Here is a 26,657-nt window from a genome sequence, read left to right on the forward strand (position 1 = left end):
GGAGTGCTCCTTCTCAAAGGCCGTGACGGCCGAAGTCGGCGGTGGTCAGAGGCTGCGGGCGGTGATGTCGCCGTGGGACGTGGTGGCGTGCAGGGCGAGCTCGGGGTCGCCGTCGTTCTTCAGGGAGTTGTCGACCCGGCCGTATCCGGTGCCGGCGTCGAGGGTCGCGGAGACGCCGCGGGCGGCGCCGACGGAGATGTCACCGGACTGGGTGCGCAGGGTGACGGTGCCGTGCAGGGCCTCGGTGACGGTCAGGTCGCCGCGCTGGGTGCTGATCTCGGCGTCGCCGCCGAGGCGGCCGATGGTGATGTCCCCGTCCTGGAGGGTGAGTCGGGCGCCGGCCGCCTCGTCGAGCTTGACCGGACCCTGCGCGCTGTCGACGGTGACGTCGCCGAGCCGTCCGACACCGCGCAGTTCACCGCAGGCCGCGGTGGCCCGGACATGGGAGCCGGCGGGCAGCTGGACGGTGACCTCGACCGAACCCGAGGGACCGAACAGCTGCTTCCTCGCCTCCGGAGCCTCAATGCGCACCACACCGTCGGTGTGGGTGACCGTGATCTGCTCGGCGGCCTTCACGTCCCGGCTCTTGGTCGAGTCGGCGGGCCGGACCTCGACGGTGGTGTCGGTGCGGTCGGCGGCGATCAGCTGGATGCGTCCGGCGGGGATGTCCAGGACGGCGGTGATGGCGGCCGGGGTGGCGAACTTCTGCATCGTTCTCTCCTGTGACTTGTTCGTTGCGTCGTTTTCGATGAACGAAAAGCTACGTTGCATTCACGCTTCAGGCAACAAGTTTGTTGCGTACTTAGAGAATCAACGCAGCTCAGAGCAGATATTTCGTTGCATCAGATCTCAAGCAAAACGCAACGCGACATGACGAGTCGTTGCAATGAAGTGAGGATGAACGCTATGCTCGAGCTCTGACGCAGCACAAAGGAGACCGCGATGCCGGGAGGCAGACTCACCCAGCAGGAACGTCAGCAGATCGCGCTGGGGCTGGCCGACGGCCTCGCCTACGCCGAGATCGCCCGACGCCTGGACCGTCCGACCTCGACGGTCACCCGCGAGGTGATGCGCAACGGCGGCCCCACCGCCTACCGCGCCGAGGTGGCCCACCGCGCCACCGAACGCCGCGCCCACCGCCGCCGTCGGACCGCGCCCCGGGACCCGCGGGCGCCCCGACCGGCCTTCGGGCGCGACGCCGAGGCGGTGCACGCGTACGAGGAGACGTTCAACGCCGTCATGACGGGCTCCGGCATGCCCCCGATGATGTCGCGCGTGATGACGTGCATCACCCTTACCGACAGCGGCAGCCTGACCGCCGCCGAACTCGTCGAGCGCCTGCACATCAGCCCGGCGTCCGTCTCCAAGGCGATCGCGTTCCTGGAGAGCCAGGGCATGGTGCGCCGGGAGCGCGACGACAGCCGCCGCGAGCGCTATGTCGTCGACGACGACATCTGGTACGAGTCCATGCTGGCCAGCGCCCGCTCCACCGCCCAGATGGGGGAGATCGCGCGGCAGGGCGTCGGCGTGCTCGGCCCCGGCACCCCGGCGGCCGTGCGCCTGGAGAACGTCTCCCGCTTCCTCGACTTCGTCTCCGAGAGCATCGCGCGCGCCGCGGAACAGGCCCGCGACATCCTCCACACGAAGCCCGCAACGGCCGGCCCGGATCCCGTCACCGAGCCTGACCCGGACGGCGCGTGACGCGTCGCGGGCGGCTCAGGTCGCCCGGTCCGGTTCCGGGGGCAGGATCAGCGTGGGTTCGAGCACGATCCGGGCCGCGGACTCCTCGGCCGGTCGCGCCAACTCGGGCCGTACACCCCGCTGTTGGCGCCAGCCCGCCTGGGCGGCGACGACGGCGACGTATGGGATGACGACCCCGCCGGCCAGGGCGCAGAAGGCGACGGGGGGCCAGCGGTTCCAGGTGAGGGCCATCACGACCACGCAGGCGCTGCGCACCAGCATCGCGGTGACGTAGCGGCGCTGACGGCCGCGCAGGTCCTGGGACAGGCCGGTGCGGGCCCGGGTGATGGACTCGGCCGGGGACGTGTCCCTCTGCCGTGACGTGCGGTTCATCGGGCCTCCGTGGCTGTTCCGGCGGGGCCGCCGGGCGGGGTGGCCGGCCGGCGGTGGAACGACGGCGGCGCGGGTGACCGTCCCCTGATCACCCGCGCCGCCGTATCCGGCCCGGTGCGGTACGTGGTGCTACCGGGTCAGTGCACTTCCTGGTCGGACTCCCGTCCTGCGACCGCGGTCCGACTGCCGTTGCCCGGATGTCCGTTGGACGATCCGTGTCCGTTGGACGATCCGTGTCCGTTGGACGAGGCATGTCCGTTGGACGAGGGCAGGCCCGGCGCGTGACCGAGGTGCTCCACGGCGTGCTGCATCTCCTGCAACGTGGGGGGCGGGATCTGCGGGCCGTGCAGCCAGCGGCTGATGCGGTGGCGCACCATCTGCTTGCGCACGTTCGGGTTGGGCACACCCTCGTCGTCGTGGGTCTCGGGGGCCGGCAGGACCTCGGGGACCTCACGCGACAGCAGGAAGTACTCCCGCTCGCGGTTGAGGCGTTCGTGCACCTCGACGAACTCGCCGTGCGGCAGCCGCTTGATCCGTCCGGTCTCACGGCCGTGCAGGAGCTTGTCGCGGTCGCGCAGTTGGAGGGCCAGGCAGATCCGCTTGGTGACGATGTACGTCACCACCGGGACGACGAACACGCCGATCCGTACGGACCAGGTGATCGCGTTCAGGGACAGATGGAAGCGCTCGGCCAGGATGTCGTTGGCGCCGCCGAAGAACAGCACCAGGTAGAACGAGACGAAGGAGATGGCGAACGCGGTCCGGGTGGGCCGCTCGCGAGGCCGGTCCAGCAAGTGGTGCTCGCGTCTGTCACCGGTGACCCAGGCCTCCAGGAACGGCCACAGCGCGACCACAGCCATCATGATCGTGGGCAGGACGACCGCCGGCAGCAGCACGCCCAGGTTGACCGTGTAGCCGCCCGGCACCCCGATCTCCCAGGCGGGCATGGCCCGTAGGGCGCCTTCGAGGAAGCCCATGTACCAGTCGGGCTGGGACCCTTGCGAGATCTGGTCGGAGCGATAGGGGCCGTACGTCCACACGGGGTTGATCTGCGCGACGGCCGCCATCATCGCCAGCACACCGGAGACGAGGAAGAAGAACCCGCCCGCCTTGGCCACGTAGACCGGCATCAGCGGATGACCGACGACGTTGCTCTCGGTGCGCCCCGGACCCCGGAACTGGGTGTGCTTGTGCACGACGACCAGGATCAGGTGAACGGTGACCAGGGCGACGATGATGCCCGGCATCAGCAGGATGTGCAGGCTGTAGAACCGTGGAATGACCTGGGTGCCCGGATACTCGCCGCCGAAGAGGAACATCGTGGCGTAGGTGCCGACCACCGGGATGGCGAGTGTGACGCCTTCGGCGATGCGCAGGCCGGTGCCGGAGAGCAGGTCGTCGGGGAGCGAGTACCCGATGAAGCCCTCCAGGGTGACCACGACCAGAAGCACGAAGCCGATCAGCCAGTTGATCTCACGCGGCCTGCGGAACGAGCCGGTGAGGAAGTGCCGCAGCATGTGGATGCAGAGCGTGGCGATCATGACCAGCGCCGACCAGTGGTGCAGCTGCCGGATGAACAGACCACCGCGCACGTCGAAGCTGATGTGCAGCGTGGACTCGTAGGCCCGGGTCATCGGAATGCCCTGAAGCGCCTCGTGCGATCCGTGGTAGGTCGTCTCCGACATGCTCGGGTCGAAGAACATCGTGAGCCAGACACCGGTCAGGAGCAGCACGATGAAGCTGTAGAGCGCGATCTCACCGAACATGAACGTCCAGTGGTCCGGAAAGGCCTTACGGATCAGAAAGCGAAGATTGTAGATCCCGAGTCGCCCGTCCACCCAGTCGGCGACCTTCTCGCCCTTGGGTGGTTCGGTGCGCGTACTGTACGGCGCCCTTTCGGTCGTGCTCATACCCGCGCGCCCTCCCCTCGCCGCTCGTCCGTGACAGGCATGGTGGCCTGCCGCGGCGCAAGCCGGCCGGTGCCCTGGAGCCGTTCAAACGCTATCCACGGGCCTGTGAACGGGACAACCGTGCTCAAGTGATACTCAAGTTCCAACTCAAGCGTTTCTCTAGCGAGTTGTGGGATGCCGGATGTCAAGTGGGTCTCACTGTCGGGCATTTGATCCACAGCAGTCATGTCATCGAGCGTATGGCCGGCCATTTTCGGCCGCGACGGTGTATTACGCGTCATCCGGCCGAAACCCGGCGGCCTCACGGTCCTCGCCGTTCGCCGGCCGGTGTCGCGGTCGGCCAGTGGGCCGAGGATCCGGTGGGGCGGGGCCTGGTCACGGAGCCGGTGGAGACCCCGATCACGGGTGCCGACGGTGTGACAGGCCGGCGCCTGCGGGACTCGGGGCCGTGGGTGAGAGTGGGTGGTGCGGTGGCCGCCGGATCACGCCGCGGGATCAGGGTGGACCGCAGGGCGCGTGAACGCAGTGCGGCGGGCGGGGTGAGCGTCTGCTCCTGGTGGAGCAGGAGGGCCGCCGCGTGGGCGTCGGTGGTCGCCGCGGCCGCGATCCGGGAGGCGTAGCGCCTGCCGAACCTCGCGCGCAGTCCCCGCGCCGGCCCCTGGGCGCGCAGGCTCGCCTGCCAGAAGGGGGTCACCTGGCGGGCGAGCGCCCGGCGCAGCCGGTGGGTGATGCCGACCGCGGTGCCGTGGGCGGTGAGCAGATGCCCCAGGACCAGGGCGGACTCCACCGCCAGGGTCATGCCGTGGCCGTGTGCCGGGTCCAGGGTGGCGAGGGCGTCGCCGACGACGAGGAACTGGTCGGGCCAGCGGCGCAGTCGGTCGTAGTGCCGCAACCGGCTGTCGGTGCGGCCGCGGGTGTAGACGGGGCCGAGCGGGGTGGCCGTCTCGATGAGGTCGCGCAGCAGCGGGTGGCGCAGGGTGCCGGCGGCCCGCAGCAGTTCCGCGTGGTCGGTGGGGGCCAGGGTGCCGTCGCCGACGGCCAGGGTCACCGACCAGCGGTTGCCTTCGACGGGGTTGAGCACGGCCTGCCGCGGGTCGTCCGCCGTGGCCATGAGCAACAGGCTCTTGAAGTCGGCGACATGGCCGACGGGCGGCGCGTACAGGGTGGTCGCGTACGAGGTCCCGGTCTCGGCGACGGACTCCGCGGGCGGCGCGTAGCCAAGTTCGGCGAGCCACTCGGGGGCGCGTGAGCCATGTCCGGAGGCGTCCACCACGAAGTCCGCGGGGATGAGGTGCTCGGGGTTCCAGCCGTCGGGTTGCCCGCGGTTGCGGCGACAGGCCCAGACGCCGGTGACGGTGTCCTCGGGGCCGGGCTCCAGGGCGACGACCTCGTGGTCCTGGAGGAAGGTGACCTTGGGGTCGGCGCGCAGCCGGTCCCGTACCACCGCGTCGATGAGGTCCCGGCCGGCGCTGAGCATCGACAGGTCGGTGGCGCAGCGGGGCAGCCAGCCGGACGGGCCGAGCAGCAGCATGTCCTCGGGGATGCGGACGGGGACCGCTCCGGCGCGCACGAGGTCCTGGACGATGCCGGGGAACAGCTGTTCCAGGCCCTGCTGGGCGGCGGTCATGAGGCTGTGGGTGTGCCGTGCCTGCGGCACACCGCGGCGGCGACCGGGGCCGCGGGGCAGCCAGTCGCGCTCGATCACGGTGACCCGGTCCATGAGGCTCGTCAGTGCCCGGGCCGCGGTGAGTCCGGCCAGGCCGGAGCCGATCACCAGACCGTGACCGTGGCCACCGCCCCTGCCCCTGTCCACAACACGCGCGTCCACCGTCAACTCGGCCGCCTCCCCAGTGCGTTGTGCTTTGCATCATGCGCCGCACGGCAGCCCGCGCCAGCAGGTTGGACACCGCCTCGAGCGACATTCGAGACAGCCGCGAAGAAGACTCAAGTGCCGGGTGGGGCAGGGACGTTGACACCGGGGGTCCGACCAGGACGGTTGCCCGGCGGGGAGGGGTACGAGGGGCGGCGGACCGTGGGACAGCAGGCCGTGGGGCGGCCGGTGCGTGCGGAGGTGTCAGGTTCCCGTCGTCACCGCACGCACCGGCAGCCCCTCTCAGGACGCCGGGGTTCGCCCGGGCCCCGGCGCGGTCAGTGCCCGGTCCACCAGAGGACCGGCGACGCCCGTGTAGCCGGCCGGGTCCAGGAGGGCGGCGGCCTCCTCCCGGCTCAGCACGCCCGCCAGTTCCGGGAGTTCGGCGAGCACCTCGGCCAGCGGCAGCCCGGCGCGGGTGGCGAGCAGGGAGGCCCGCGTGAGAAGGTCCTTCGCGGCCGTCTTGCCGATGCGGGGCGCCAGGACGGCCGAGACCCGCTCCGAGACCAACTGGCCGCCGGTCGCCCGGAGGTTGGTCCGCATACGTTCCGGGCGCACGCTCAGACCCCGGACGAGTTCGACGGCGGTGTGCGCGGCGCCGCCGGTGAGGCGCAGCGCCTCCCGCAACGGCTGCCACTCCGCGTGCCACACGCCGGCCGACCGCTCGTCCTCGGTGGGCAGGCACTGCATCAACACAGTGGCCAGCGCCGGTACCTGGAGCGCGGCGGAGCGGATCAGGGTCGCCAGCACGGGGTTGCGTTTGTGCGGCATCGCCGAGGACGCCCCCCGCCCGGCGACCGCGGGTTCGGCCACCTCGCCGATCTCGGTGCGCGTCAGCACCAGCACGTCCGCGGCGATCTTGCCGAGCGCCCCGGTGGTGTGGGCGAGCGCGGCCCCGAGGTCGGCGACGGGAGTGCGCAGGGCGTGCCAGGGCAGCACGGGCACGGCCAGCCCCGTCTCGTCGGCGAACGCGGCGCCCAGTTCGTCGAGCACGCGCGCGGGGTCCGCGCCGTCACCGGCGTACTGGAGATAGCCGGCCAGGGTTCCGGCCGCACCGCCGAGCGACACCGGCAGCCCGCCGTCGGCCAGGCGCTCCAGGCGCTCGATCGAGTCCAGCACCAGCGCGCGCCAGCCCGCCGCCTTCAGCCCGAACGTCGTGGGCACGGCGTGCAGGGCGAGGGTGCGGCCCGCCATCGTGGTGTCCCGGTGGGCGGCGGCGAGGGCGGCCAGCACCTCGGCGACCGCCCGCAGGTCGGCGACGATCAGCCGCAGGGCCCGCTGGGCCACCAGCATCGCGCCGGTGTCGAAGACGTCCTGGCTGGTGGAGCCGCGGTGCACGTACTCGGCGGCCTCCGGGCAGCGTTCGGCGACCACCGCGGTGAGCGCCTTGACCAGGCCCACGACCGGGTTCGCGGTCTCCCGCGCGGCCAGCGCCAGTTCACGCACGTCGAGCAGTTCCGCGCGGGCGGCGGCGGTGATGGCCGCGGCGGCCTGTGCGGGGACCGTGCCGCAGCGGGTCTGGGCGCGGGCCAGGGCTGCCTCCGCGTCCAGCATCGCCTGGAGCCAGGCGCTGTCACCGACGGCCGCCTCGACGGGGGTGCCCGCCCGCACCGGCGAGAGCAGCCCGGCGTCCAGATGACCGGTGAGGTTCCCCGTCCCCGGGGACACGGATACGGACCTCATACTCCCGCCTCCACTCGCGCTGTCGACGACTGCACCTGCGCACCGGGCAGTTCGGGCAGGGCGAGGACCGCGGCCGCGATCGCGTCGGAGTCCTCCAGGGTGACCGAGCCGACGCCGGGCCGGATACCTGCCGCCGTCACCCAGTGCACGGACTCGGTGGGCACCCCGTAGGCGAAGCGCCGCGGGTGCGGCACTCCCCTGGCGTCGATGACGTGGTAGGGCCGCTCGGACACGGCGAGGCCGCCGGTCTCGTAGTCCGCGCCGCCCGTGCCGTCCCCGTCGGGGATGCGATAGGGGTGGCACTGTCCGGTGCGCAGCATCTGGTTCATGAGCGGGTCCGCGGTACGCCTGAGGTCGATCTCGGGCAGCCGGGCCTCGATGAGGACCGTGGCCCGCACCGGCACGTCCGGTATCTCGCTCGACGTGCCGCTGAAGCCGGGGCCGAGCGGATGGTCCGGGTCGGGGGCGACCCGCATGCCGGGGCCGAGCACATCCAGGACGCCGGCGTCCAGGAGCGCGGCCATCTCCTCTATCCGCAGGGCCGGCGGTCCGATGGAGAGGTAGGCGTTGAGCGGGGTGTACCAGCCGTCGAGGTCGTCGCGGTGGGAGGCTGCGGTCAGGCCCGCGTGGTCGACGGCGAGCCGCAGTTCGTTGCGCAGGTCCCGCAGGACGTCGAGGGCGGCCTTGACCGGTCCGCTGACATTGCCCTGGCGGGCCAGGCGGACGTCGTTGTCGAGGTGGTCGCGCAGCCAGGCGCGGAAGGCGGCCTGGTCGGTGAAGACGCGGTCGCCGTAGGGGCGGGCCACCCGCTTCCAGTCCCAGCGCTCGGCGGCGTCGACACCGCTCGCGTCCAGGAGCACATCCTCCTCCGCGCCCGGTTCGGCCTCCAGATAGGCCTCGACGAACTCCTCGACCACGTCCGGGAGTTCACCGCGTGCGTCCAGCAACGCGGCGTAGTAGACGCTGCACACCTCCTTGGAGATGAGCGGCCACAGGTCGGCGGCGAAGTCGATGGCACCGTGGCGGGGGGCGCGGGCGCGCAGCGCGGCGATGTACCCGGTGGTCAGCAGTCGCGGGTAGTAGCGGCCGTGGGCGCCCTTCTCGTTCTCGCCGCGCGCCTGGTAGGGCACGCCGCGCCGGGAGCCGGCGTACAGGCGCGGCTCGCGGCCCGAGGGCCGGTAGACGAGCCGTCCGCCGACGCGGGTGAAGACGCCGCCGCGGCCGTGGGTGAACAGGGCCAGGTAGTCGAAGAAGTTCAGTCCGAGTCCGCGCAGCAGTACCGGCTCACCGGGCCGGATGCCCAACAGGTCCACGTCGGCCGGGTTGGCCGGGGGCAGGTAGGTCAGGCCGTTGCGCTCGGCGTACTCGGTCAACTCGCGTTCGGTGTCGGACAGCTGGGCCGGGACATGGCCCTGGGCGAGGACGACCGCGGACAGGCCGGTGAGCCGGGTGCCGTCCTCCAGGACGATCGTCTGCTCCCCCGCGGGCCCCTCGTCGGCCAGCGCGACGGCCCGTACGGGGTGGGTGCGCACCGTGACATGTGCGGCCGCGCCCGCCACGACCCGCTGGAACGCCCACGTCAGATAGCGGCCGTACAGGGCGCGGGTGGGGTAGGAGTCGGGGCCGAGCCGCTGTGCCTCGTCGACGACCCCGTCGTCGTAGCCGCCACGCGGGGCGTCCTCGAGGGTGCCGGAGACCAGCGCCTTGGCCCACTCGTACAGGCTCGGTCCCTCGTCCAGCGGGCCGTCGATCCGGACGCTGGCGTCGGTGTAGACCGTGACCTGCGAGGACACGGTGTTCATCAGCAGATGCCGGGACTGCGTGGGACGCCACACCCGTCCCGAGCCGGGCGGGTCGGGGTCGACGACATGCACGGTGACGGTGTCCCAGCGGGGCGACTTCCGCTCCTGCGCGCAGAGCCGTTCCAGTACCGACAGCCCTCGCGGGCCCGCACCGACCAGACAGACCTCCAAGTGCGCCGCGTCCTGACGGGGCTGGGCGGGTTCCCGGCTGTCCGGATGGCCGTGGGGCACCGGATCGTTCAGGGCATACTGTCCGGCCGCCGTCTCCGGCGGCCCTGCGGTGAGTGCGACGCCAACTGCGCGTTCGCCTCCATGCGTACCGTCCACAGTGCCTCCTTTCTCCGCCACCGTCGGTGCAGGCGCTCAACCATCGCTCGGCCCTCGATGGAAATCCGCTGGAGAAATGGCAGGGGAATTCACCGGCCGCCGGCGACCGGGTGGGGAGCTGCGGCGCAACGTCATCTCCGGCAGGCCGCGAACGGGGCTGTATCAGGACTCCAGCGCCGCTCGCTACGTTCGGGAAAAAGGCGTCACCGGATCGACCCGGCCATTCGGCGCACCACGGTCGCGGAGGGCGAGCCGCCTCATGAAGGGGATTCGTTGATGGTCCACCCGTGCTCCAGAAATCACTCTCATGAGAGCTGTGCCGTCCCCGGTTTCGTCCTGTGTGCCTCCTGCATCAGCCAGGTGGAACGCCAGCTGCGCGCACTCCCCGTACTGCATCAGGAGTGTCTGCACCATGTGTCGCCGACCCATCGGCGGACCAATCCCACGCGGGTGTCGGGAAGCCGTAACCGGGACTACCTGAACATCTCGGTGCTGGACGTCCGTCACAACCTCCTCGCGACCTTGGAGTCCTGGTCGGAATTGGTCGCGGAGCAGCTCGGCGTCACCGCGCCGGCCCGTTCCGTTCCGCAACTGGCCCGGTTTCTGACCCGGCATCTGGAGTGGCTCGCCGGGCAACCCCCGGCCGCCGACTTCGTCGACGAGGTGGACAGTCTCGTCGCTGAGCTGCGCGGCACGATCGACCCGGACCCCGGGTCGCGGACGCTGATCCGGCGGTGCGTGGTGGACGACTGCGGCGGCACGATCAGCGCCTCCCCCAAGGACGCCGGCAAGCCCGGCAGCCGCAGCATCGAATGCTCGGCGGGACATTCCTGGGAAATGCACGAATGGCTGACTCTGCGTCGGCTCATGGAGCGACAGCGAAAGGGTGTCACGGTATGACGAGACCGCCACGCCACAGGCTTGTCCCCACCAAAGTCGCCGCACTCGCCGTAGGGGTGTCGGAAGCGACGATCCGCAAATGGGTGAGCCGCGGGAAGATCACTCGCTACGGCGCCCCGAACTGCCGCTCGGAGTTCGACATCGAGGAACTCACGGAGATCGCCATGAGGCGTCGTACCGCGGCCCGGTGACGATATCCCGTCGCGTGTATCGCCCCGCGGTGCCGCAGAAAGTCCACCCGTCCGTCTCGAATTCTTTCGTGAAACGACAACGTGAAACGACAAGGGGAGTGAGTGCGTTGACGCAACCGACCTCAGTGGAGGGGGTTTCGGAAAACCGTCGGGCTCGCTCGGTCGGCATCGGTCGCGCCCACGCCAAGGCGATCCTGCTGGGCGAGCACGCGGTCGTGTACGGAACCCCGGCTCTCGCGCTGCCGATCCCACAGCTGACGGCCACGGCGAGCGCGGGATGGTCTTCGCACGCCTCCGGTGCGCAGGGCGGCTTGTCCTTCACCATGACCGGTTCCGCCTCGCGGGCGGTGGTGACGCTGGCCTCCGACGGTCTCCAGCGGCTGGCCGCGGCGTTCAAGGAGCGCATGGGTGTGCCGGGCGAGCCGCATCTGGACGTGATCCTCGACGGGGCCATCCCGCCGGGGCGCGGCCTCGGCTCCAGTGCCGCGAACTCGCGGGCGATCGTCCTGGCACTGGCCGATCTCTTCGGCCACGAGCTGTCCGACGCCACCGCGTTCGACCTGGTGCAGACGGCCGAGAACATGGCGCACGGCCGCGCCAGTGGCGTGGACGCCATGACCGTGGGCGCGGCGGGCCCGCTGCTGTTCCAGGCGGGCCGGGCCGAGGAGCTGGTCATCGGCTGCGACGGCCTGTTCATCGTCGCCGACAGCGGCACCGCGGGCAGCACCAAGGAGGCCGTGGAGCTGCTGCGGGACGGCTTCAGGCGTGAGCCGGGCGCCGAGGAGAGGTTCCTGGGCCGCGCCACCGAGCTCGTGGAGGGGGCCCGGCAGGCCCTCGCCGACGGCTCCCCGGAGGAGCTCGGCGCACGACTGACGGACTATCACGAACTGCTGCGCGCGGCCTCCCTGAGCACGGAGAAGATCGACGGCATGGTCGCGGCCGCGATGTCGGCGGGCAGCCTCGGCGCCAAGATCACCGGCGGTGGCCTGGGCGGCTGTGTCCTCGCCCTGACCGAGCCGGAGCTGGCCAGTGAGGTCGCCCGCGGGCTCCACGACGCGGGTGCCGTCCAGACCTGGGTCGTTCCGCTGAGGAGGCTCGCCGCCCATGCGCACTGAACAGCTCGCGCGAGCCCGCGCGGCAGGCGCGACGGCGACGGGCGCCGCCGCCGTCGCGCACCCGAACATCGCGCTGATCAAGTACTGGGGCAAGAGCGACGAGCGGCTGTTCCTGCCCCGCACCGACAGCCTGTCGATGACCCTGGACATCTTCCCCACGACCACCCGGGTCCGCCTCGCCCCCGACGCGGACCAGGACACGGTCGTCTTCAACGGCGAGCAGGCCACCGGTGAGGCCGCGCGGCGTATCACCGCCTTCCTCGAACTCGTGCGGGAGCGGGCCGGCCGCGCCGAACGGGCCGTCGTCGACACCGAGAACACCGTCCCCACCGGAGCCGGTCTGGCCTCCTCCGCCAGCGGTTTCGCCGCCCTCGCCGTCGCCGCGACCGCCGTCTACGGCCTCGACGACGACCCGCGTTCGCTGTCCCGGCTGGCCCGGCGCGGCTCCGGCTCGGCCTCCCGGTCGATCTTCGGCGACTTCGCCGTCTGGCACGCCGGCACCGACGACCTCACCTCCTACGCCGAGCCCGTCGACGCCGCCGCCGGCCTGGACCCCGCGCTCGTCGTCGCCGTCGTCAACGCGGGCCCCAAGGAGGTCTCCAGCCGTGCCGCCATGCGCCGCACCGTGGACACCTCGCCGCTGTTCGAGCCGTGGGCGGTCTCCAGCAAGGACGACCTCGTCGACATGCGCGCGGCACTGATCCGCGGCGACCTGGACGCGATCGGCGAGATCGCGGAGCGCAACGCGCTCGGCATGCACGCCACCATGCTGGCCGCCCGACCCGCCGTGCGGTACATGTCACCGGCTTCCCTGACCGTCATCGACAGCGTCCTCCAGCTCAGGCGGGACGGCGTAGCGGCCTACGTGACGATGGACGCCGGGCCGAACGTCAAGGTGCTGTGCCCGCGCGCCGACGCGGACCGGGTGGCCACGGCCGTACGCGCCGCCGCCCCGGACGTCGCGGTGCACATCGCCCGGCCGGGCCCGGGCGCCCGCCTGGTCACCGAGGACGACCGATGACGGCCGGGCACACGGTCGTACGGCGCGCGCCGGGCAAGCTGTACGTCGCGGGCGAGTACGCCGTGGTGGAACCCGGCAACACCGCGATCCTGGTCGCGGTCGACCGCTACCTCACCGTCACCGTGTCCGGCACCGACTCCGGCGTCGAGATCTCCTCCGACCTCACCGCGCGCACGGTGCGCCACCGGTGGCGCGACGGCCGGCTCACCGGAGGCGACGGGACGACGGCCTACGTGGTGTCCGCCGTCGAGACCGTCGCCGCCCTGCTGACCGAACGCGGCCTGCCCGTACCCCCGTTGAGCGTGTCCGTCCACAGCGACCTGCACGACGACGGCCGCAAGTACGGCCTGGGCTCCAGCGGCGCGGTGACCGTGGCGACGATCGCCGCCGTCGCGTCGTACTGCGCGCTGGAGCTCACCCCTGAGGCCCGGTTCCGGCTCGCCCTGCTCGCGACCGCCCGGATCGACCCCAAGGGCTCCGGCGGCGACCTCGCCGCCGGCACCTTCGGCGGCTGGATCGCCTACCGGGCCCCCGACCGTGCGTTCGTCCTGGACCTGGCCCGCGACCACGGCGTCGAGGAGGCACTGCGCGCCGACTGGCCGGGCTTCGAGATACGCCGGCTGCCCGCGCCCGCCGGCCTGTCCCTGCAGGTCGGCTGGACCGGGAACCCGGCCTCCACCACCTCCCTGGTGGCCGGTCTGCACCGGCGCACCTGGCGGGGCAGCCCCTCGCACCAGAAGTTCATGGAGACCAGCCACGACTTCGTGCACGCCGCGATCGACGCCCTCGAGGCCGGCGACGGCCCGGCCTTCGCCCAGCAGATCCGGCGTGCCCGGCAGGAACTGGCCCGCCTCGACGACGAGGTCGGCCTCGGCATCTTCACCCCCGAACTGACGGCCCTGTGCGACACCGCCGAAGCCGTCGGCGGCGCCGCCAAACCCTCCGGGGCGGGGGGCGGCGACTGCGGCATCGCCCTGCTGGACGCCGACGCCCCGCACCACATCGCGCACGTACGGCAACGGTGGGCCGCGGCCGGAGTGCTGCTCCTGCCCGTTGGTCCCGCCCCTGAAGGGAACGAAGAATGAGTAGCGCTCAGCGCAAGGACGATCACGTCCGGCTCGCCATGGAGCAGCAGCACGCGCACAGCGGACGCAACCAGTTCGACGAGGTGTCGTTCGTCCACCACGCCCTGGCCGGCATCGACCGGCCGGACGTGTCCCTGGGCACGTCCTTCGCCGGCATCGCCTGGCAGGCGCCGCTCTACATCAACGCCATGACCGGCGGCAGCGCCAAGACCGGCATCATCAACCGGGATCTGGCGGTCGCCGCCCGCGAGACCGGGGTGGCCATCGCCTCCGGTTCGATGCACGCCTACTTCAAGGACCCGTCCTGCGCGGACACCTTCCGGGTGCTGCGCACCGAGAACCCGGACGGGTTCGTCATGGCGAACGTCAACGCGACCGCCTCGGTCGACAACGCGCGGGCCGCCATCGACCTGATCGAGGCGAACGCCCTGCAGATCCACCTGAACACCGCGCAGGAGACGCCCATGCCGGAGGGCGACCGCTCCTTCGGCTCCTGGGCGGCGCAGATCGAGCGGATCGCGGCCGCCGTCGACGTCCCCGTCATCGTCAAGGAGGTCGGCAACGGGCTGAGCCGCCAGACCCTCCTCGCACTGCCGAACCTCGGCGTACGGGTCGCCGACGTCAGCGGCCGCGGCGGCACCGACTTCGCCCGCATCGAGAACGGCCGGCGCGAACTCGCCGACTACGCCTACCTGCACGACTGGGGCCAGTCCACGGCCGCCTGTCTGCTGGACGCCCAGGACGTGGGCATCCCGGTGCTGGCCTCCGGCGGGGTGCGCACACCGCTCGACGTGGCCCGCTCCCTCGCCCTCGGCGCCCGTGCCGTCGGCTCCTCCGGGGGCTTCCTGCGCACCCTCCTCGACGGCGACGTCTCCGCGCTGGTCACGAAGATCTCCACGTGGCTCGACCAGTTGGCGGCCCTCCAGACCATGCTCGGCGCCCGCACCCCCGCCGACCTCACACGCTGCGATCTGCTGATCCACGGCGAACTCCGGTCCTTCTGCGAGGACCGGGGCATCGACACGCGCCGGCTCGCCCAGCGCTCCAGCTCCATCGACGCCCTTACCGAGATGACGGGAAGCACACGATGACCGAAGCACACGCGATCGCCGGGGTCCCCATGAGGTGGGTGGGCCCCCTCCGCATTTCGGGGAACGTCGCCAACACCGAGACCCACGTCCCGCTCGCCACCTACGAGTCCCCGCTGTGGCCGTCGGTCGGGCGCGGCGCGAAGGTGTCCCGGCTGGCCGAGAAGGGCATCGTCGCCACCCTCGTCGACGAGCGGATGACCCGCTCGGTCCTCGTCGAGGCCACCGACGCGCTCACCGCGCTCACCGCCGCCCGGACCATCGAGGCGCGCATCGACGAACTGCGCGAAGTGGTGCGCGGGTGCAGCCGGTTCGCCCAGCTGATCGGCATCCGGCACGAGATCAACGCCAACCTGCTGTTCATCAGGTTCGAGTTCTCCACCGGTGACGCCTCCGGCCACAACATGGCCACCCTCGCCTCCGACGCGCTCCTCGCCCACCTGCTGGAGACGATCCCGGGCATCTCCTACGGCTCGATCTCGGGCAACTACTGCTCGGACAAGAAGGCCACCGCCATCAACGGCATCCTCGGCCGCGGCAAGAACGTCGTCACCGAGATCCTCGTACCGCGCGACGTCGTCGCCGACGTCCTGCACACCACCGCCGCGAAGATCGTCGAGCTGAACATCCGCAAGAACCTGCTCGGCACCCTCCTCGCCGGCGGCATCCGCTCGGCCAACGCCCACTACGCCAACATGCTGCTCGCGTTCTATCTGGCGACCGGCCAGGACGCGGCCAACATCGTCGAGGGCTCGCAGGGCGTCGTCATGGCCGAGGACCGCGACGGCGACCTCTACTTCGCCTGCACCCTGCCCAACCTGATCGTGGGCTCGGTCGGCAACGGCAAGGGGCTCGGCTTCGTCGAGACCAACCTGACCCGGCTCGGCTGCCGTGCCGACGTCGCCCCCGGCGAGAACGCCCGCCGGCTCGCCGTCCTCGCCGCGGCCACGGTGCTGTGCGGTGAGCTCTCGCTGCTCGCCGCGCAGACGAACCCCGGAGAGCTGATGCGGGCGCACGTGCAACTGGAACGCGACAACAAGACCGCAAAGGTTGGTGTATGAGGCATGTCCATATCCATCGGAATCCACGATCTGTCCATCGCGACCAGCGAGTACGTCCTGCCGCACACCGCGCTCGCCGAGTACAACGGCACCGACATCGGCAAGTACCACGTGGGCATCGGCCAGGAGTCGATGAGTGTGCCGGCCGCCGACGAGGACATCGTCACCATGGCGGCGACAGCGGCCGCGCCGATCATCGCCCGGCACGGCAAGGACCGCATCCGCACGCTCGTGTTCGCCACGGAGTCCTCGATCGACCAGGCGAAAGCGGCCGGCATCTACGTCCACTCGCTGATCGGCCTGCCGTCGGCCACCCGCGTCGTGGAGTTGAAGCAGGCCTGCTACGGCGCCACCGCCGCCCTCCAGTTCGCCATCGGCCTGGTGCGCCGCGACCCGGCCCAGCAGGTCCTCGTGATCGCCAGCGACGTCTCCAAGTACGAGCTGGACAGCCCAGGTGAGGCGACCCAGGGCGCGTCCGCGGTGGCCATGCTGGTCGGCGTGAACCCGGCCCTGGTCCGCATCGAGGACCCCTCGGGCCTGTTCACCGCCGACGTCATGGACTTCTGGCGGCCGAACTACCTCTCCACCGCGCTCGTCGACGGCCAGGAGTCCATCGGCGCCTACCTCCAGGCCGTCGAGGGCACCTGGAAGGACTACTCCGAGCAGGGCGGCCGCGCGCTCGAGGAGTTCGCCGCGTTCTGCTACCACCAGCCGTTCACGAAGATGGCCTACAAGGCCCACACCCACCTGCTGAACTACTGCGGCTACGACACCGACAAGGACGTCATCGCGAGCGCCCTCGGCCAGACCACCGCGTACAACACGGTCATCGGCAACAGCTACACCGCCTCGGTGTACCTGGGCCTGGCCGCGCTGCTCGACCAGGCGGACGACCTGACCGGCAAGCCGCTGGCCTTCCTCAGCTACGGCTCCGGCAGCGTCGCCGAGTTCTTCTCCGGGACGGTCGTCGCCGGTTACCGCGACCACCTGCGCACCGAGGCGAACCTTCAGGCGATCTCCCGGCGCAAGACGGTCGACTACGCCACCTACCGCGAGCTGCACGAGTGGAAGTTCCCCACCGACGGCGGCGACCACGCCACCCCGGAGCAGACCACCGGACCGTTCCGGCTGGCCGGCATCAGCGGTCACAAGCGGATCTACCAGACGCGCTGACCGCTCGAACCGCCTCGCGCGGGCTCGCGGCACCCTGGGCGGCCCCTTCGGGGGCCGCCCACCGCCGGCCCGTGCGCACCGCCCATCACAGACCACTTGAGGGGAGGGGTCAGCCGCATGACAGACGCCACGATCGCCGCCCACGGCAGCCCCATGAAGGACATCAGGATTCTCGGCACGGGCTCCTACGTCCCGGACCGGATCGTCTCCAACGACGAGGTCGGCGCGCCCGCCGGCGTCGACGACGAATGGATCACCCGTAAGACCGCGATCCGGGAGCGGCGCTGGGCCGCCCCCGGCCAGGCCACGTCCGATCTGGCGACGGCCGCGGCACGGGCCGCGATGAGGTCGGCCGGCATCACCGCCGAGCAGCTCTCCATGATCGCGGTCGCCACGTCCACGCCGGACCGGCCGCAGCCGCCGACGGCGGCCTATGTGCAGCAGAACCTCGGCGCGGCCAGCACCGCGGCGTTCGACGTCAACGCGGTGTGCTCCGGCACCGTGTTCGCGCTCTCCGCGGTCGGCAGCGTGATCCTGCGGCGCGGCGGCTACGCCCTGGTGATCGGGGCGGACACCTACTCGCGCATCCTGAACCCGGCCGACCGCCGCACGGTCGTCCTGTTCGGCGACGGCGCCGGCGCCATGGTCCTCGGCCCGACCACCCAGGGCCCGATCGTCAAGCACGTCGCCCTGCACACCTTCGGTGCCCTGTCGCACCTGATCCAGGTTCCCGGCGGCGGCAGCCGTCAGCCCCTCGACGAGGCCGGACTCGACGCCGGACTCCAGTACTTCGCGATGGACGGCCGGGAAGTGCGCCGCTTCGTCGTGGAGCAACTGCCGCAGCTGACCAAGGAGTTCCTCCACGAGGCCGGTGTCGAGGCCGCGGACATCAGCCACTTCATTCCGCACCAGGCCAACGGCGTCATGCTCGACGAGGTCTTCGCCGACCTGGCCCTGCCCCGCGCCACCATGCACCGCACGGTCACGCACTACGGCAACACGGGCGCCGCCTCCATCCCGATCACCCTCGACGCGGCCGTCCGCGACGGCGCCTTCCGCCCCGGCGAGCTGATCCTGCTGGCCGGCTTCGGCGGGGGCATGGCCGCGAGCTTCGCGCTCGTGGAGTGGGGGTGAGCAGCCCGGCGGGCAGCGCCACCACCCCGATCCGGCACCCGTTTCCCGATCCTCACAGCCCTTACCGCCGAAAGGTTGCCTCCCATGTCGCTCGTGCTCGACGCCGCTGCCCAGGACCTGTTGTTCCGTGAGGCCCGCACGGCGAACACCTTCACCGACGAGCCGGTGACCGACGAGCAGATCCTGGCCATCTACGACCTCGTCAAGTACGGCCCGACCTCCTCCAACCAGAGCCCGCTGCGCATCACCCTGGTCCGCTCCCCCGAGGCCCGTGAGCGCCTGGTGCGGCTCATGGCCGAGCCGAACCGTCAGAAGACGGCCTCGGCCCCGCTGGTGGCGATCCTCGCCACCGACAACGAGTTCCACGAGGAGCTGCCCAGGCTGGTCCCGCACTTCCCCCAGGTCAAGGACCTGCTGTATGCCGAGCGTCCGACCCGTGAGGCCTCCGCCGCTCTCAACGGCGCCCTCCAGGCCGCGTACTTCATCATCGGCATCCGTGCCGCGGGCCTGGCCGCGGGGCCGATGAGCGGCTTCGACGCCGCCGGCGTGCGGAAGGAGTTCCTGGACGACGACCACACCCCGCTGATGGTCGTCAACATCGGCAAGCCCGGCCCGAACGCCTGGTTCCCGCGCGCACCCCGCCTGGACGCCGACGAGGTCATCACCACCGTGTGAGTCCGCTCCCGCCACAAGGCCGGGTGCGGAGAGCTTCACGCTCTCCGCACCCGGCCTTTCCGCTTGCCACGGGCCCGTCAGGTGCCCGTGGCGGTCAGCGGCGGTCTCGGGCGCGTTCCTCGTAGGCGGGCCACACCTCGCGAACCAGGAACAGCTCCTGCGAGGACAGCGGCACGTCCTCACACAGCCGCTCGGGGTGGGCGGGCGGCGGCCCGCCCACGCCCGGTGGCAGCACCAGGAACCGGTTCTGCGCGTAGCGCACCAGGCGGTTCTGGGAACGCGAGGCGGAACGGGGCGGGTCCACGGCCTGTAGTGCCTCAGGGCCGGCGTACATGGCTCCGTAGGCCGTCAAGCCCCGCCACAGAGGCCGCAGGCAGCGGTTGATCAGCATCCGCAGAACGCCACGCAGCATCCGAATCATGTCTGCACCTCCACGCCTCCACTCGTCGTTTCCTATAGAGACTGACAAGGTTCACTCGTGGACCGGTCGAGAAGTCTTGGCGCGCGCTTGTGCTGTTTGAACGGCCCCGGGACACAGCGAAGAGGCGCGCCGCACCATGGGTGCGACGCGCCTCTCGGGTAGGGCTGACGGGTGGTCGGTCGTCAGTCGATACCGCGTACGACGTGGGGTTCCCAGCCGTCGTCCTCGTCGATGCCGGCAAGCCGGAGCGGTGGGGCGAGGGCCACCGGGACGTCATGGGTCTGCCTGCTGTCCTCCTCCACGATGTCGTACACGTAGGTCCTCCTGCTCGGTCGGCTCAGTAGCGGTAGTGGTCGGGCTTGTAGGGGCCGTCGACCTCGACACCGATGTACGTGGCCTGCTCGGGACGGAGCGTCGTGAGCTTCACGCCGAGCGCGTCCAGGTGGAGCCGGGCGACCTTCTCGTCGAGATGCTTGGGCAGCGTGTACACGCCGATCGGGTACTCGGACTGCTTGGTGAACAGCTCGATCTGGGCCAGCGTCTGGTCCGCGAAGGAGTTGGACATCACGAACGAGGGGTGACCGGTGGCGTTGCCCAGGTTCAGCAGACGGCCCTCGGACAGCACGATGATCACCTTGCCGTCGGGGAACGTCCAGGTGTGGACCTGCGGCTTGATCTCGTCCTTGACGATGCCGGGGATCTTCGCGAGGCCGGCCATGTCGATCTCGTTGTCGAAGTGGCCGATGTTGCCGATGATGGCCTGGTGCTTCATCTTGGCCATGTCCGAGGCCATGATGATGTCCTTGTTGCCGGTCGTGGTGATGAAGATGTCCGCGGTCTCCACGACCTCGTCCAGCGTCGTCACCTGGTAGCCGTCCATCGCCGCCTGCAGCGCGCAGATCGGGTCGATCTCCGTGACGATGACCCGGGCGCCCTGACCGCGCAGCGACTCCGCGCAGCCCTTGCCCACGTCGCCGTAGCCGAACACGACGGCGGTCTTGCCGCCGATGAGGACGTCGGTGGCGCGGTTGATGCCGTCGATCAGGGAGTGCCGGCAGCCGTACTTGTTGTCGAACTTCGACTTGGTGACGGCGTCGTTCACGTTGATCGCCGGGAACAGCAGTTCCCCGTCGCGCTGCATCTCGTACAGCCGGTGGACGCCGGTCGTGGTCTCCTCGGTGACGCCGCGGATCTCCGAGGCGATCGCCGTCCAGTCCAGCGGGCTGTTCTCCAACAGCGCCCGCACCACGGCCAGTTCCTCGTTTTCGGCGGCCGGCAGCCGGCCCGTCTTGCGGTACTCGACGCCCTTGTGGACCAGGAGGGTGGCGTCACCGCCGTCGTCGAGGATCATGTTCGGGCCGACGTGCCCGGGCCAGGTCAGAGCCTGCTCGGTGCACCACCAGTACTCCTCCAGCGTCTCGCCCTTCCAGGCGAAGACCGGGATGCCGGCGGCGGCGATGGCGGCGGCCGCGTGGTCCTGGGTGGAGAAGATGTTGCAGGACACCCAGCGGACCTCGGCGCCGAGCGCGACCAGGGTCTCGATGAGGACGGCGGTCTGCACCGTCATGTGCAGGGAGCCGGTGATCCGGGCGCCGGCGAGCGGCTGCGCCGCGGCGTACTCCTTGCGGATCGCCATCAGGCCGGGCATCTCGTGCTCGGCGAGGGTGATCTCCTTGCGGCCGAACTCGGCGAGGGAGATGTCGGCGACCTTGAAGTCCGTGAAGTCAGCGCTGGGCTGCGAGGGCATGCTGGGCACTCCTTGAGTTGGTCACGTTGCGGTGGATTTCGAGCGTCGCCGTCGAACGGTTCAGCGTGATGTAGTGCAGCCCCGGGGCGCCTTCGGCGAGGAGCCGGTCGGCCATCGCGGTGGCGTACTCGACGCCGATGCGGTGACCTTCCGCCGGGTTGTCGCGCACGGCGTCCAGACGGTGGGCCAGGTCCTCGGGGAAGGCGGCACCGCTGAGTTCGGCGAAGCGGGCGATCTGGCGTACGTCCGTCGCGGGCATGATCTCCGGGATGATCGGGGTGTCGCAGCCCGCGGCGACCACCCGGTCGCGCAGCCGCAGATAGTCCTCGACCCGGAAGAACATCTGGGTGATGGCGTAGTCGGCGCCCGCCCTGCACTTGGCGACGAAGTGCCGGATCTCGCTGTCCCAGTCCGCCGACCGCGGATGACGCTCCGGGAAGGCGGCCACCCCCACGCTGAACTCCCCGGAGTCCTTGACCAGCCGCACCAGTTCATCGGCGTGCGTGAAGCCGTCGGGGTGCGGGATCCAGGGTGCGTTGGGGTCGCCGGGCGGGTCGCCGCGCAGCGCCAGGACGTCCCGGACACCGGCGTCGGCGTACTGGCCGATGATGTGCCGCAGCTCCGCCACCGAGTGCCCGACCGCGGTCAGATGGGCGACGGGCCTGAGGGTCGTCTCGGCCGCGATCCGCTTGGTCACCTCCACGGTACGGTCCCGGGAGGAGCCGCCGGCCCCGTAGGTCACCGACACGAAACTCGGTGCCATCGGCTCGATCCGGCGGATCGCCTCCCACAGCGTCCGCTCCCCCTTGGCCGTCTTGGGCGGAAAGAACTCGAAGGAGAACGACGGCGTCCCCCGGTCGAGGATGTCGCGCAGGGTATTCATTCCCGGCCTCCGGCGTTGAAGTAGCTGGCCTCGGGGTGGTGCAGGACGATCGCGTCCGTGGACTGCTCGGGGTGCAGCTGGAACTCCTCGGACAGGTGGACGCCGATGCGCTCCGGCTGGAGCAGTTCGGCGATCTTCGCCCGGTCCTCCAGATCGGGGCAGGCCGGGTAGCCGAGGGAGTATCGGCAGCCCTGGTACTCGGTACGGAACATGCCGTCCAGCGAGCCCGGGTCGCCCCCGGCGATGCCGAGCTCATCCCGCACGCGCGCGTGCCAGTACTCGGCGAGCGCTTCGGCCAACTGCACGGACAGACCGTGCAGTTCGAGGTAGTCACGGTAGGCGTTGGCTTCGAACAGTTTCGCCGTCTCCTCCCCGATCCGGGAGCCGACGGTGACGACCTGGAGGCCGACGACGTCCGTCTCCCCCGACTCCTCGGGCCGGAAGAAGTCCGCGAGGCACAGCCGGCGGCCGCGGCGCTGACGCGGGAAGGTGAACCGGGTCAGCTCGGACTCGTTCTCGTCGAGCAGGATCAGGTCCTCGCCCTTGGAGACGGCACGGAAGTATCCGTGCACGACGGCCGCCTCCAGCAGGTTCTCCGTCTGGAGCCGGTCGAGCCAGCCGCGCAGCCGGGGCCGCCCCTCGGTCTCGACAAGTTCCTCGTACGACGGACCATCACCCTTGCGGGCCTGCTTCAGCCCCCACTGCCCCTTGAACAGAGCGCCCTCGTCGAGCCAGGACGCGTACTCCTTGAGCTGGATGCCCTTGACGACCCGGGTGCCCCAGAACGGCGGTGTGGGCACGGGATTGTCGACGGCGACATCGGAGCGACCCTGCTCAGGGCTCTCCGTGACGACGGCGGCCGCGGTGGCGGTGCTCTTGACCCGCCGCTGCTTCAGCTCGGGCAGTGTGGCACCCGGCACCCCCCGCTTGACCGCGATGAGCGCGTCCATGAGCCGAAGCCCCTCGAAGGCGTCACGGGCGTAACGGACCTCGCCCTCGTAGATCTCGTGCAGATCCTGCTCGACATACGCACGCGTCAGAGCCGCACCCCCGAGAATCACCGGGTAGTCGGCGGCCATGCCACGGGAGTTGAGCTCCTCCAGGTTCTCCTTCATGATCACCGTGGACTTCACCAGCAGCCCCGACATGCCGATCACATCGGCCTTGTGCTCGACGGCGGCCTCGAGGATCGCGGAGACCGGCTGCTTGATGCCCAGGTTGACCACGTTGTAGCCGTTGTTGGACAGGATGATGTCGACGAGGTTCTTGCCGATGTCGTGCACGTCCCCGCGCACGGTGGCCAGCACGATGGTGCCCTTGCCGTCGGCGTCCGACTTCTCCATGTGCGGCTCGAGATAAGCCACGGCGGTCTTCATGACCTCGGCGGACTGGAGCACGAACGGCAGCTGCATCTGGCCGGAGCCGAACAGCTCACCGACGACCTTCATGCCGTCCAGCAGGGTGTTGTTGACGATGTCGAGAGCGGGCGTGTCCTGGAGGGCCTCGTCGAGGTCGGCTTCCAGGCCGTTCTTCTCGCCGTCGATGATGCGGCGCTTGAGGCGCTCCTCCAGCGGCAGCGCGGCCAGCTCCTCGGCCTTGCCGGCCTTCAGCGACTTGGCGGTGGCGCCCTCGAACAGGGCCATCAGCTTCTGCAGCGGGTCGTAGCCCTCGGCACGCCGGTCGTAGATCAGGTCCAGGGCCGTCTGGACCTCTTCCTCGCTGAACCGGGCGATCGGCAGGATCTTCGAGGCGTGCACGATCGCCGAGTCCAGCCCCGCCTTGACACACTCGTCCAGGAAGACCGAGTTCAGCAGGATGCGGGCGGCCGGGTTGAGGCCGAAGGAGATGTTCGACAGGCCCAGCGTGGTCTGCACGTCCGGGTGGCGGCGCTTGAGCTCGCGGATCGCCTCGATGGTGGCGATGCCGTCCTTGCGGGACTCCTCCTGACCGGTGCAGATCGTGAAGGTCAGGGTGTCGATGAGGATGTCGGACTCGTGGATGCCCCAGTTGCCGGTCAGGTCCTCGATCAGCCGTTCGGCGATCTCGACCTTCTTCTCCGGGGTGCGGGCCTGGCCCTCCTCGTCGATGGTCAACGCGATCAGCGCCGCCCCGTGCTCCTGGGCGAGCCGGGTGACCTTCGCGAAGCGGGACTCGGGGCCGTCGCCGTCCTCGTAGTTGACGGAGTTGATGACCGCACGCCCGCCGAGCTTCTCCAGACCGGCCTGGATGACGTCGACCTCGGTGGAGTCCAGCACGATCGGCAACGTCGACGCGGTCGCGAACCGGCCCGCCAGTTCCTCCATGTCCGCCACACCGTCCCGGCCGACATAGTCCACGCACAGATCCAGCATGTGCGCGCCCTCACGGATCTGGTCCCGGGCCATCTCCACACAGTCGTCCCAACGACCCTCCAGCATCGCCTCACGGAACTTCTTCGACCCGTTGGCGTTGGTGCGCTCACCGATCGCCAGGTACGACGTGTCCTGCCGGAACGGGACGGTCTGGTAGAGGGAGGCGGCACCCGGCTCGGGGCGCGGCTCCCGGGCCGACGGCACCAGACCACGCACCCGCTCGACCACCTGGCGCAGATGCTCCGGCGTCGTACCGCAGCAGCCACCGACCAGCGAAAGTCCGTACTCGCGGACGAAGTTCTCCTGCGCGTCCGCCAACTCCTCGGCGCTCAGCGGATAGTGGGCGCCGTCCTTGCCGAGCACCGGCAGACCGGCGTTCGGCATACAGGACAGCTGGATGCGGGAGTGCCGGGCCAAGTACCGCAGGTGCTCACTCATCTCGGCCGGGCCGGTCGCGCAGTTCAGCCCGATCATGTCGATGCCCAGCGGCTCCAGCGCGGTCAGCGCGGCGCCGATCTCGGAGCCCAGCAGCATGGTGCCGGTCGTCTCCACCGTCACCGACACGATGAGCGGCACGTCCAGGCCGAGGGCGTCGAGGGCGCGGCGGGCGCCGAGGACGCCGGCCTTGGTCTGCAGGAGGTCCTGGGTGGTCTCCACCAGCAGCGCGTCGGCGCCGCCCGCGACCAGGCCCTCGGCGTTCTTCTGGTAGGCGTCGCGCAGGGTGGTGTAGGGGGCGTGGCCGAGGGTGGGGAGCTTGGTGCCGGGGCCCATCGAGCCGAGGACCCAGCGCCGGCGGCCGTCGCGGGCGGTGTACTCGTCGGCGACTTCGCGGGCGACGCGGGCGCCGGCTTCGGAGAGTTCGTGGACGCGTTCGGGGATGTCGTACTCGCCGAGGGCGGCGTGGTTGGCGCCGAAGGTGTTGGTCTCGACGCAGTCGACGCCCGCGTCGAAGTACGCGGCGTGCACCGAGCGCACGATGTCCGGCCGGGTGACGTTGAGGATCTCGTTGCAGCCCTCGAGTTGCTGGAAGTCGTCCAGCGTGGGTTCCTGCGCCTGGAGCATGGTGCCCATCGCCCCGTCGGCGACCACCACACGGGTGGCAAGGGCCTCACGGAGCTCGGCGATGCGGGTGCGGTGGTCAGCGGTCATGAGCGTGCTCCGAGGACTGGTGTGAGCGGGGCGGCCGTACCGGGGCCGTAGGCTCGCTCGACGATGTCGGACAGCTGCGCGGGGTCAACTTCGTAGGACTGCGAGCCGACCGCGCCGAGCACCACGGAGGCCAGGGCGCAGCCGAGGCGGACGGCGGGCTCGAGCGGCACGCCGTGGCTGACGGCGGCGAGGAAACCGGCGCGGAAGGCGTCGCCGACACCGGTCGGGTCGGCCGTCTCGACGTCGGGGATCGCGGGGACGACGAGCGGGGGCTGCCCCGCCCGTTCGACGCGTACGCCCTTCTCGCCGAGGGTGGTGACCCAGGCGCCGACGACCGTGAGGATCTCCTGGCGGCTCCAGCCGGTGCGCTCCTTGAGCAGGGCGGCCTCGTACTCGTTGGTGAACAGCCAGGTGGCGCCGTCGACCAGCTCGCGGACCTGGTCGCCGTCGAGGCGGGCTAGTTGCTGTGAGGGGTCGGCCGCGAAGGGCAGTCCGAGGGTGCGGCAGTCGGCGGTGTGGCGCAGCATCGCCGCCGGATCGTTGGGCGAGACGAGGACCAGGCCGGGCCGGTCGGGGCCGGTGACGAGGGCGCCGAGGTCGATGTCGGGCGCCTCGGTCATGGCGCCCGCGTAGAACGAGGCGATCTGGTTGGCGTCCTCGTCGGTGATGCACATGAAGCGGGCGGTCTGCTGTTCGGCGGAGATGTGCACTCCCCCGGTGTCGACGCCGTGCTCCTTCAGCCACACCGCGTATTCGGCGAAGTCGGTGCCGACCGCCCCCACCAGGAGCGGTGACAGGTCGAACCCGCCAAGCCCGTAGGCGATGTTGGCGGCGACACCGCCCCGGCGCACCTCGAGGCGGTCGACGAGGAAGGAGAGGGAGACGTGGGCGAGCTGGTCGGGCAGCAGCTGGTCGGTGAACCGGCCGGGGAAGACCATCAGATGGTCGGTGGCTATGGATCCTGTCACCGCGATGCGCACGGGAACTCCTTCGGTCGC

Annotated in this window: 23 protein-coding genes; 11 read left to right on the plus strand and 12 right to left on the minus strand. The window is 70.7% G+C overall.

The annotated features are described in order from the left end of the window. Positions 1–45: 45 nt before the first annotated feature. Complete coding sequence (locus tag ACFUO4_RS38210; protein WP_079307183.1) at positions 46–711, minus strand: DUF4097 family beta strand repeat-containing protein; 666 nt, start codon at positions 709–711, stop codon at positions 46–48. A 231-nt stretch (positions 712–942) separates the two neighbouring features. Between ACFUO4_RS38210 and ACFUO4_RS38215 the strand changes: the two genes are divergently transcribed. Further along, positions 943–1,701 (plus strand): helix-turn-helix domain-containing protein, encoded by a 759-nt coding sequence (locus ACFUO4_RS38215; RefSeq protein ID WP_383493722.1) that lies wholly within the window; start codon positions 943–945, stop codon positions 1,699–1,701. Positions 1,702–1,716: 15 nt separating this feature from the next. On the opposite strand, the gene ACFUO4_RS38220 is transcribed toward ACFUO4_RS38215, so the two are convergent. The 5 genes from ACFUO4_RS38220 to ACFUO4_RS38240 all read right to left on the minus strand — a co-directional run bounded on the left by ACFUO4_RS38220 (position 1,717) and on the right by ACFUO4_RS38240 (position 9,509). Next, complete coding sequence (locus ACFUO4_RS38220; RefSeq protein WP_079307179.1) at positions 1,717–2,073, minus strand: DUF3099 domain-containing protein; 357 nt, start codon at positions 2,071–2,073, stop codon at positions 1,717–1,719. 137 nt (positions 2,074–2,210) lie between these two features. Further along, positions 2,211–3,983 carry a cytochrome bc complex cytochrome b subunit gene (locus ACFUO4_RS38225; protein WP_383493725.1) on the minus strand — a complete coding sequence of 591 codons (1,773 nt, stop codon included), beginning with the start codon at positions 3,981–3,983 and terminating at the stop codon, positions 2,211–2,213. A gap of 301 nt (positions 3,984–4,284) precedes the next feature. After that, on the minus strand, positions 4,285–5,757 hold the full coding sequence (locus ACFUO4_RS38230) for an FAD-dependent oxidoreductase (RefSeq protein WP_383493728.1): 1,473 nt from the start codon (positions 5,755–5,757) through the stop codon (positions 4,285–4,287). A 339-nt stretch (positions 5,758–6,096) separates the two neighbouring features. Continuing rightward, entirely contained in the window at positions 6,097–7,536 is a 1,440-nt protein-coding gene (gene pcaB / locus ACFUO4_RS38235; RefSeq protein ID WP_383493731.1) for a 3-carboxy-cis,cis-muconate cycloisomerase, read from the minus strand. Then, complete coding sequence (locus ACFUO4_RS38240; protein ID WP_383493965.1) at positions 7,533–9,509, minus strand: FAD/NAD(P)-binding protein; 1,977 nt, start codon at positions 9,507–9,509, stop codon at positions 7,533–7,535. Before ACFUO4_RS38240 ends, pcaB begins: the two co-directional genes overlap by 4 nt. 606 nt (positions 9,510–10,115) lie before the next feature. Between ACFUO4_RS38240 and ACFUO4_RS38245 the strand changes: the two genes are divergently transcribed. The 10 genes from ACFUO4_RS38245 to ACFUO4_RS38290 all read left to right on the plus strand — a co-directional run bounded on the left by ACFUO4_RS38245 (position 10,116) and on the right by ACFUO4_RS38290 (position 19,108). Beyond that, the gene (locus ACFUO4_RS38245) at positions 10,116–10,565 is read left to right on the plus strand and encodes a hypothetical protein (protein WP_383493734.1); all 450 of its coding nucleotides are present in this window, start codon (positions 10,116–10,118) and stop codon (positions 10,563–10,565) included. Then, positions 10,562–10,756 (plus strand): hypothetical protein, encoded by a 195-nt coding sequence (locus ACFUO4_RS38250; RefSeq protein ID WP_079307167.1) that lies wholly within the window; start codon positions 10,562–10,564, stop codon positions 10,754–10,756. The genes ACFUO4_RS38245 and ACFUO4_RS38250 overlap by 4 nt, the downstream gene beginning before the upstream one ends. 107 nt (positions 10,757–10,863) lie before the next feature. Continuing rightward, positions 10,864–11,871: a mevalonate kinase gene (mvk, locus tag ACFUO4_RS38255; protein ID WP_383493737.1), complete on the plus strand. Its 1,008-nt coding sequence runs from the start codon at positions 10,864–10,866 to the stop codon at positions 11,869–11,871. Beyond that, complete coding sequence (mvaD, locus tag ACFUO4_RS38260; RefSeq protein WP_383493740.1) at positions 11,861–12,892, plus strand: diphosphomevalonate decarboxylase; 1,032 nt, start codon at positions 11,861–11,863, stop codon at positions 12,890–12,892. Before mvk ends, mvaD begins: the two co-directional genes overlap by 11 nt. Further along, positions 12,889–13,977, plus strand: a complete 1,089-nt coding sequence (locus ACFUO4_RS38265; RefSeq protein WP_383493743.1) for a phosphomevalonate kinase — start codon at positions 12,889–12,891, stop codon at positions 13,975–13,977. The genes mvaD and ACFUO4_RS38265 overlap by 4 nt, the downstream gene beginning before the upstream one ends. Continuing rightward, positions 13,974–15,068, plus strand: a complete 1,095-nt coding sequence (gene fni / locus ACFUO4_RS38270; protein WP_079307161.1) for a type 2 isopentenyl-diphosphate Delta-isomerase — start codon at positions 13,974–13,976, stop codon at positions 15,066–15,068. The genes ACFUO4_RS38265 and fni overlap by 4 nt, the downstream gene beginning before the upstream one ends. Beyond that, complete coding sequence (locus ACFUO4_RS38275; protein ID WP_128112013.1) at positions 15,065–16,126, plus strand: hydroxymethylglutaryl-CoA reductase; 1,062 nt, start codon at positions 15,065–15,067, stop codon at positions 16,124–16,126. The genes fni and ACFUO4_RS38275 overlap by 4 nt, the downstream gene beginning before the upstream one ends. A 3-nt stretch (positions 16,127–16,129) precedes the next feature. Next, positions 16,130–17,299, plus strand: a complete 1,170-nt coding sequence (locus ACFUO4_RS38280; protein WP_383493746.1) for a hydroxymethylglutaryl-CoA synthase — start codon at positions 16,130–16,132, stop codon at positions 17,297–17,299. Positions 17,300–17,416: 117 nt separating this feature from the next. Beyond that, positions 17,417–18,433 (plus strand): 3-oxoacyl-ACP synthase III family protein, encoded by a 1,017-nt coding sequence (locus tag ACFUO4_RS38285; RefSeq protein ID WP_383493749.1) that lies wholly within the window; start codon positions 17,417–17,419, stop codon positions 18,431–18,433. Between the two features lie 84 nt (positions 18,434–18,517). Beyond that, the gene (locus tag ACFUO4_RS38290; protein ID WP_383493752.1) at positions 18,518–19,108 is read left to right on the plus strand and encodes a malonic semialdehyde reductase; all 591 of its coding nucleotides are present in this window, start codon (positions 18,518–18,520) and stop codon (positions 19,106–19,108) included. A gap of 94 nt (positions 19,109–19,202) precedes the next feature. Here ACFUO4_RS38290 and ACFUO4_RS38295 read toward each other — a convergent pair whose 3' ends face one another. The 6 genes from ACFUO4_RS38295 to ACFUO4_RS38320 form a co-directional block, all read right to left on the minus strand. Next, on the minus strand, positions 19,203–19,529 hold the full coding sequence (locus ACFUO4_RS38295; protein WP_128112012.1) for a DUF6059 family protein: 327 nt from the start codon (positions 19,527–19,529) through the stop codon (positions 19,203–19,205). Positions 19,530–19,711: 182 nt separating this feature from the next. Further along, positions 19,712–19,843: a hypothetical protein gene (locus ACFUO4_RS38300; protein ID WP_383493755.1), complete on the minus strand. Its 132-nt coding sequence runs from the start codon at positions 19,841–19,843 to the stop codon at positions 19,712–19,714. 23 nt (positions 19,844–19,866) lie between these two features. Continuing rightward, positions 19,867–21,276, minus strand: coding sequence for an adenosylhomocysteinase (gene ahcY / locus ACFUO4_RS38305; protein WP_383493758.1), 1,410 nt, complete (start codon positions 21,274–21,276; stop codon positions 19,867–19,869). Continuing rightward, a complete protein-coding gene (gene metF, locus ACFUO4_RS38310) occupies positions 21,254–22,159 on the minus strand; it encodes a methylenetetrahydrofolate reductase [NAD(P)H] (RefSeq protein WP_079307151.1) in 906 nt (301 codons plus the stop codon). Before metF ends, ahcY begins: the two co-directional genes overlap by 23 nt. After that, positions 22,156–25,659, minus strand: coding sequence for a methionine synthase (metH, locus tag ACFUO4_RS38315; protein WP_383493761.1), 3,504 nt, complete (start codon positions 25,657–25,659; stop codon positions 22,156–22,158). The genes metF and metH overlap by 4 nt, the downstream gene beginning before the upstream one ends. Further along, positions 25,656–26,639, minus strand: a complete 984-nt coding sequence (locus ACFUO4_RS38320; RefSeq protein ID WP_383493764.1) for a carbohydrate kinase family protein — start codon at positions 26,637–26,639, stop codon at positions 25,656–25,658. Before ACFUO4_RS38320 ends, metH begins: the two co-directional genes overlap by 4 nt. Between the last annotated feature and the right edge of the window lie 18 nt (positions 26,640–26,657).

This window comes from Streptomyces sp. NPDC057280, from assembly GCF_042668605.1.
In the GTDB taxonomy this organism is placed as follows: domain Bacteria; phylum Actinomycetota; class Actinomycetes; order Streptomycetales; family Streptomycetaceae; genus Streptomyces.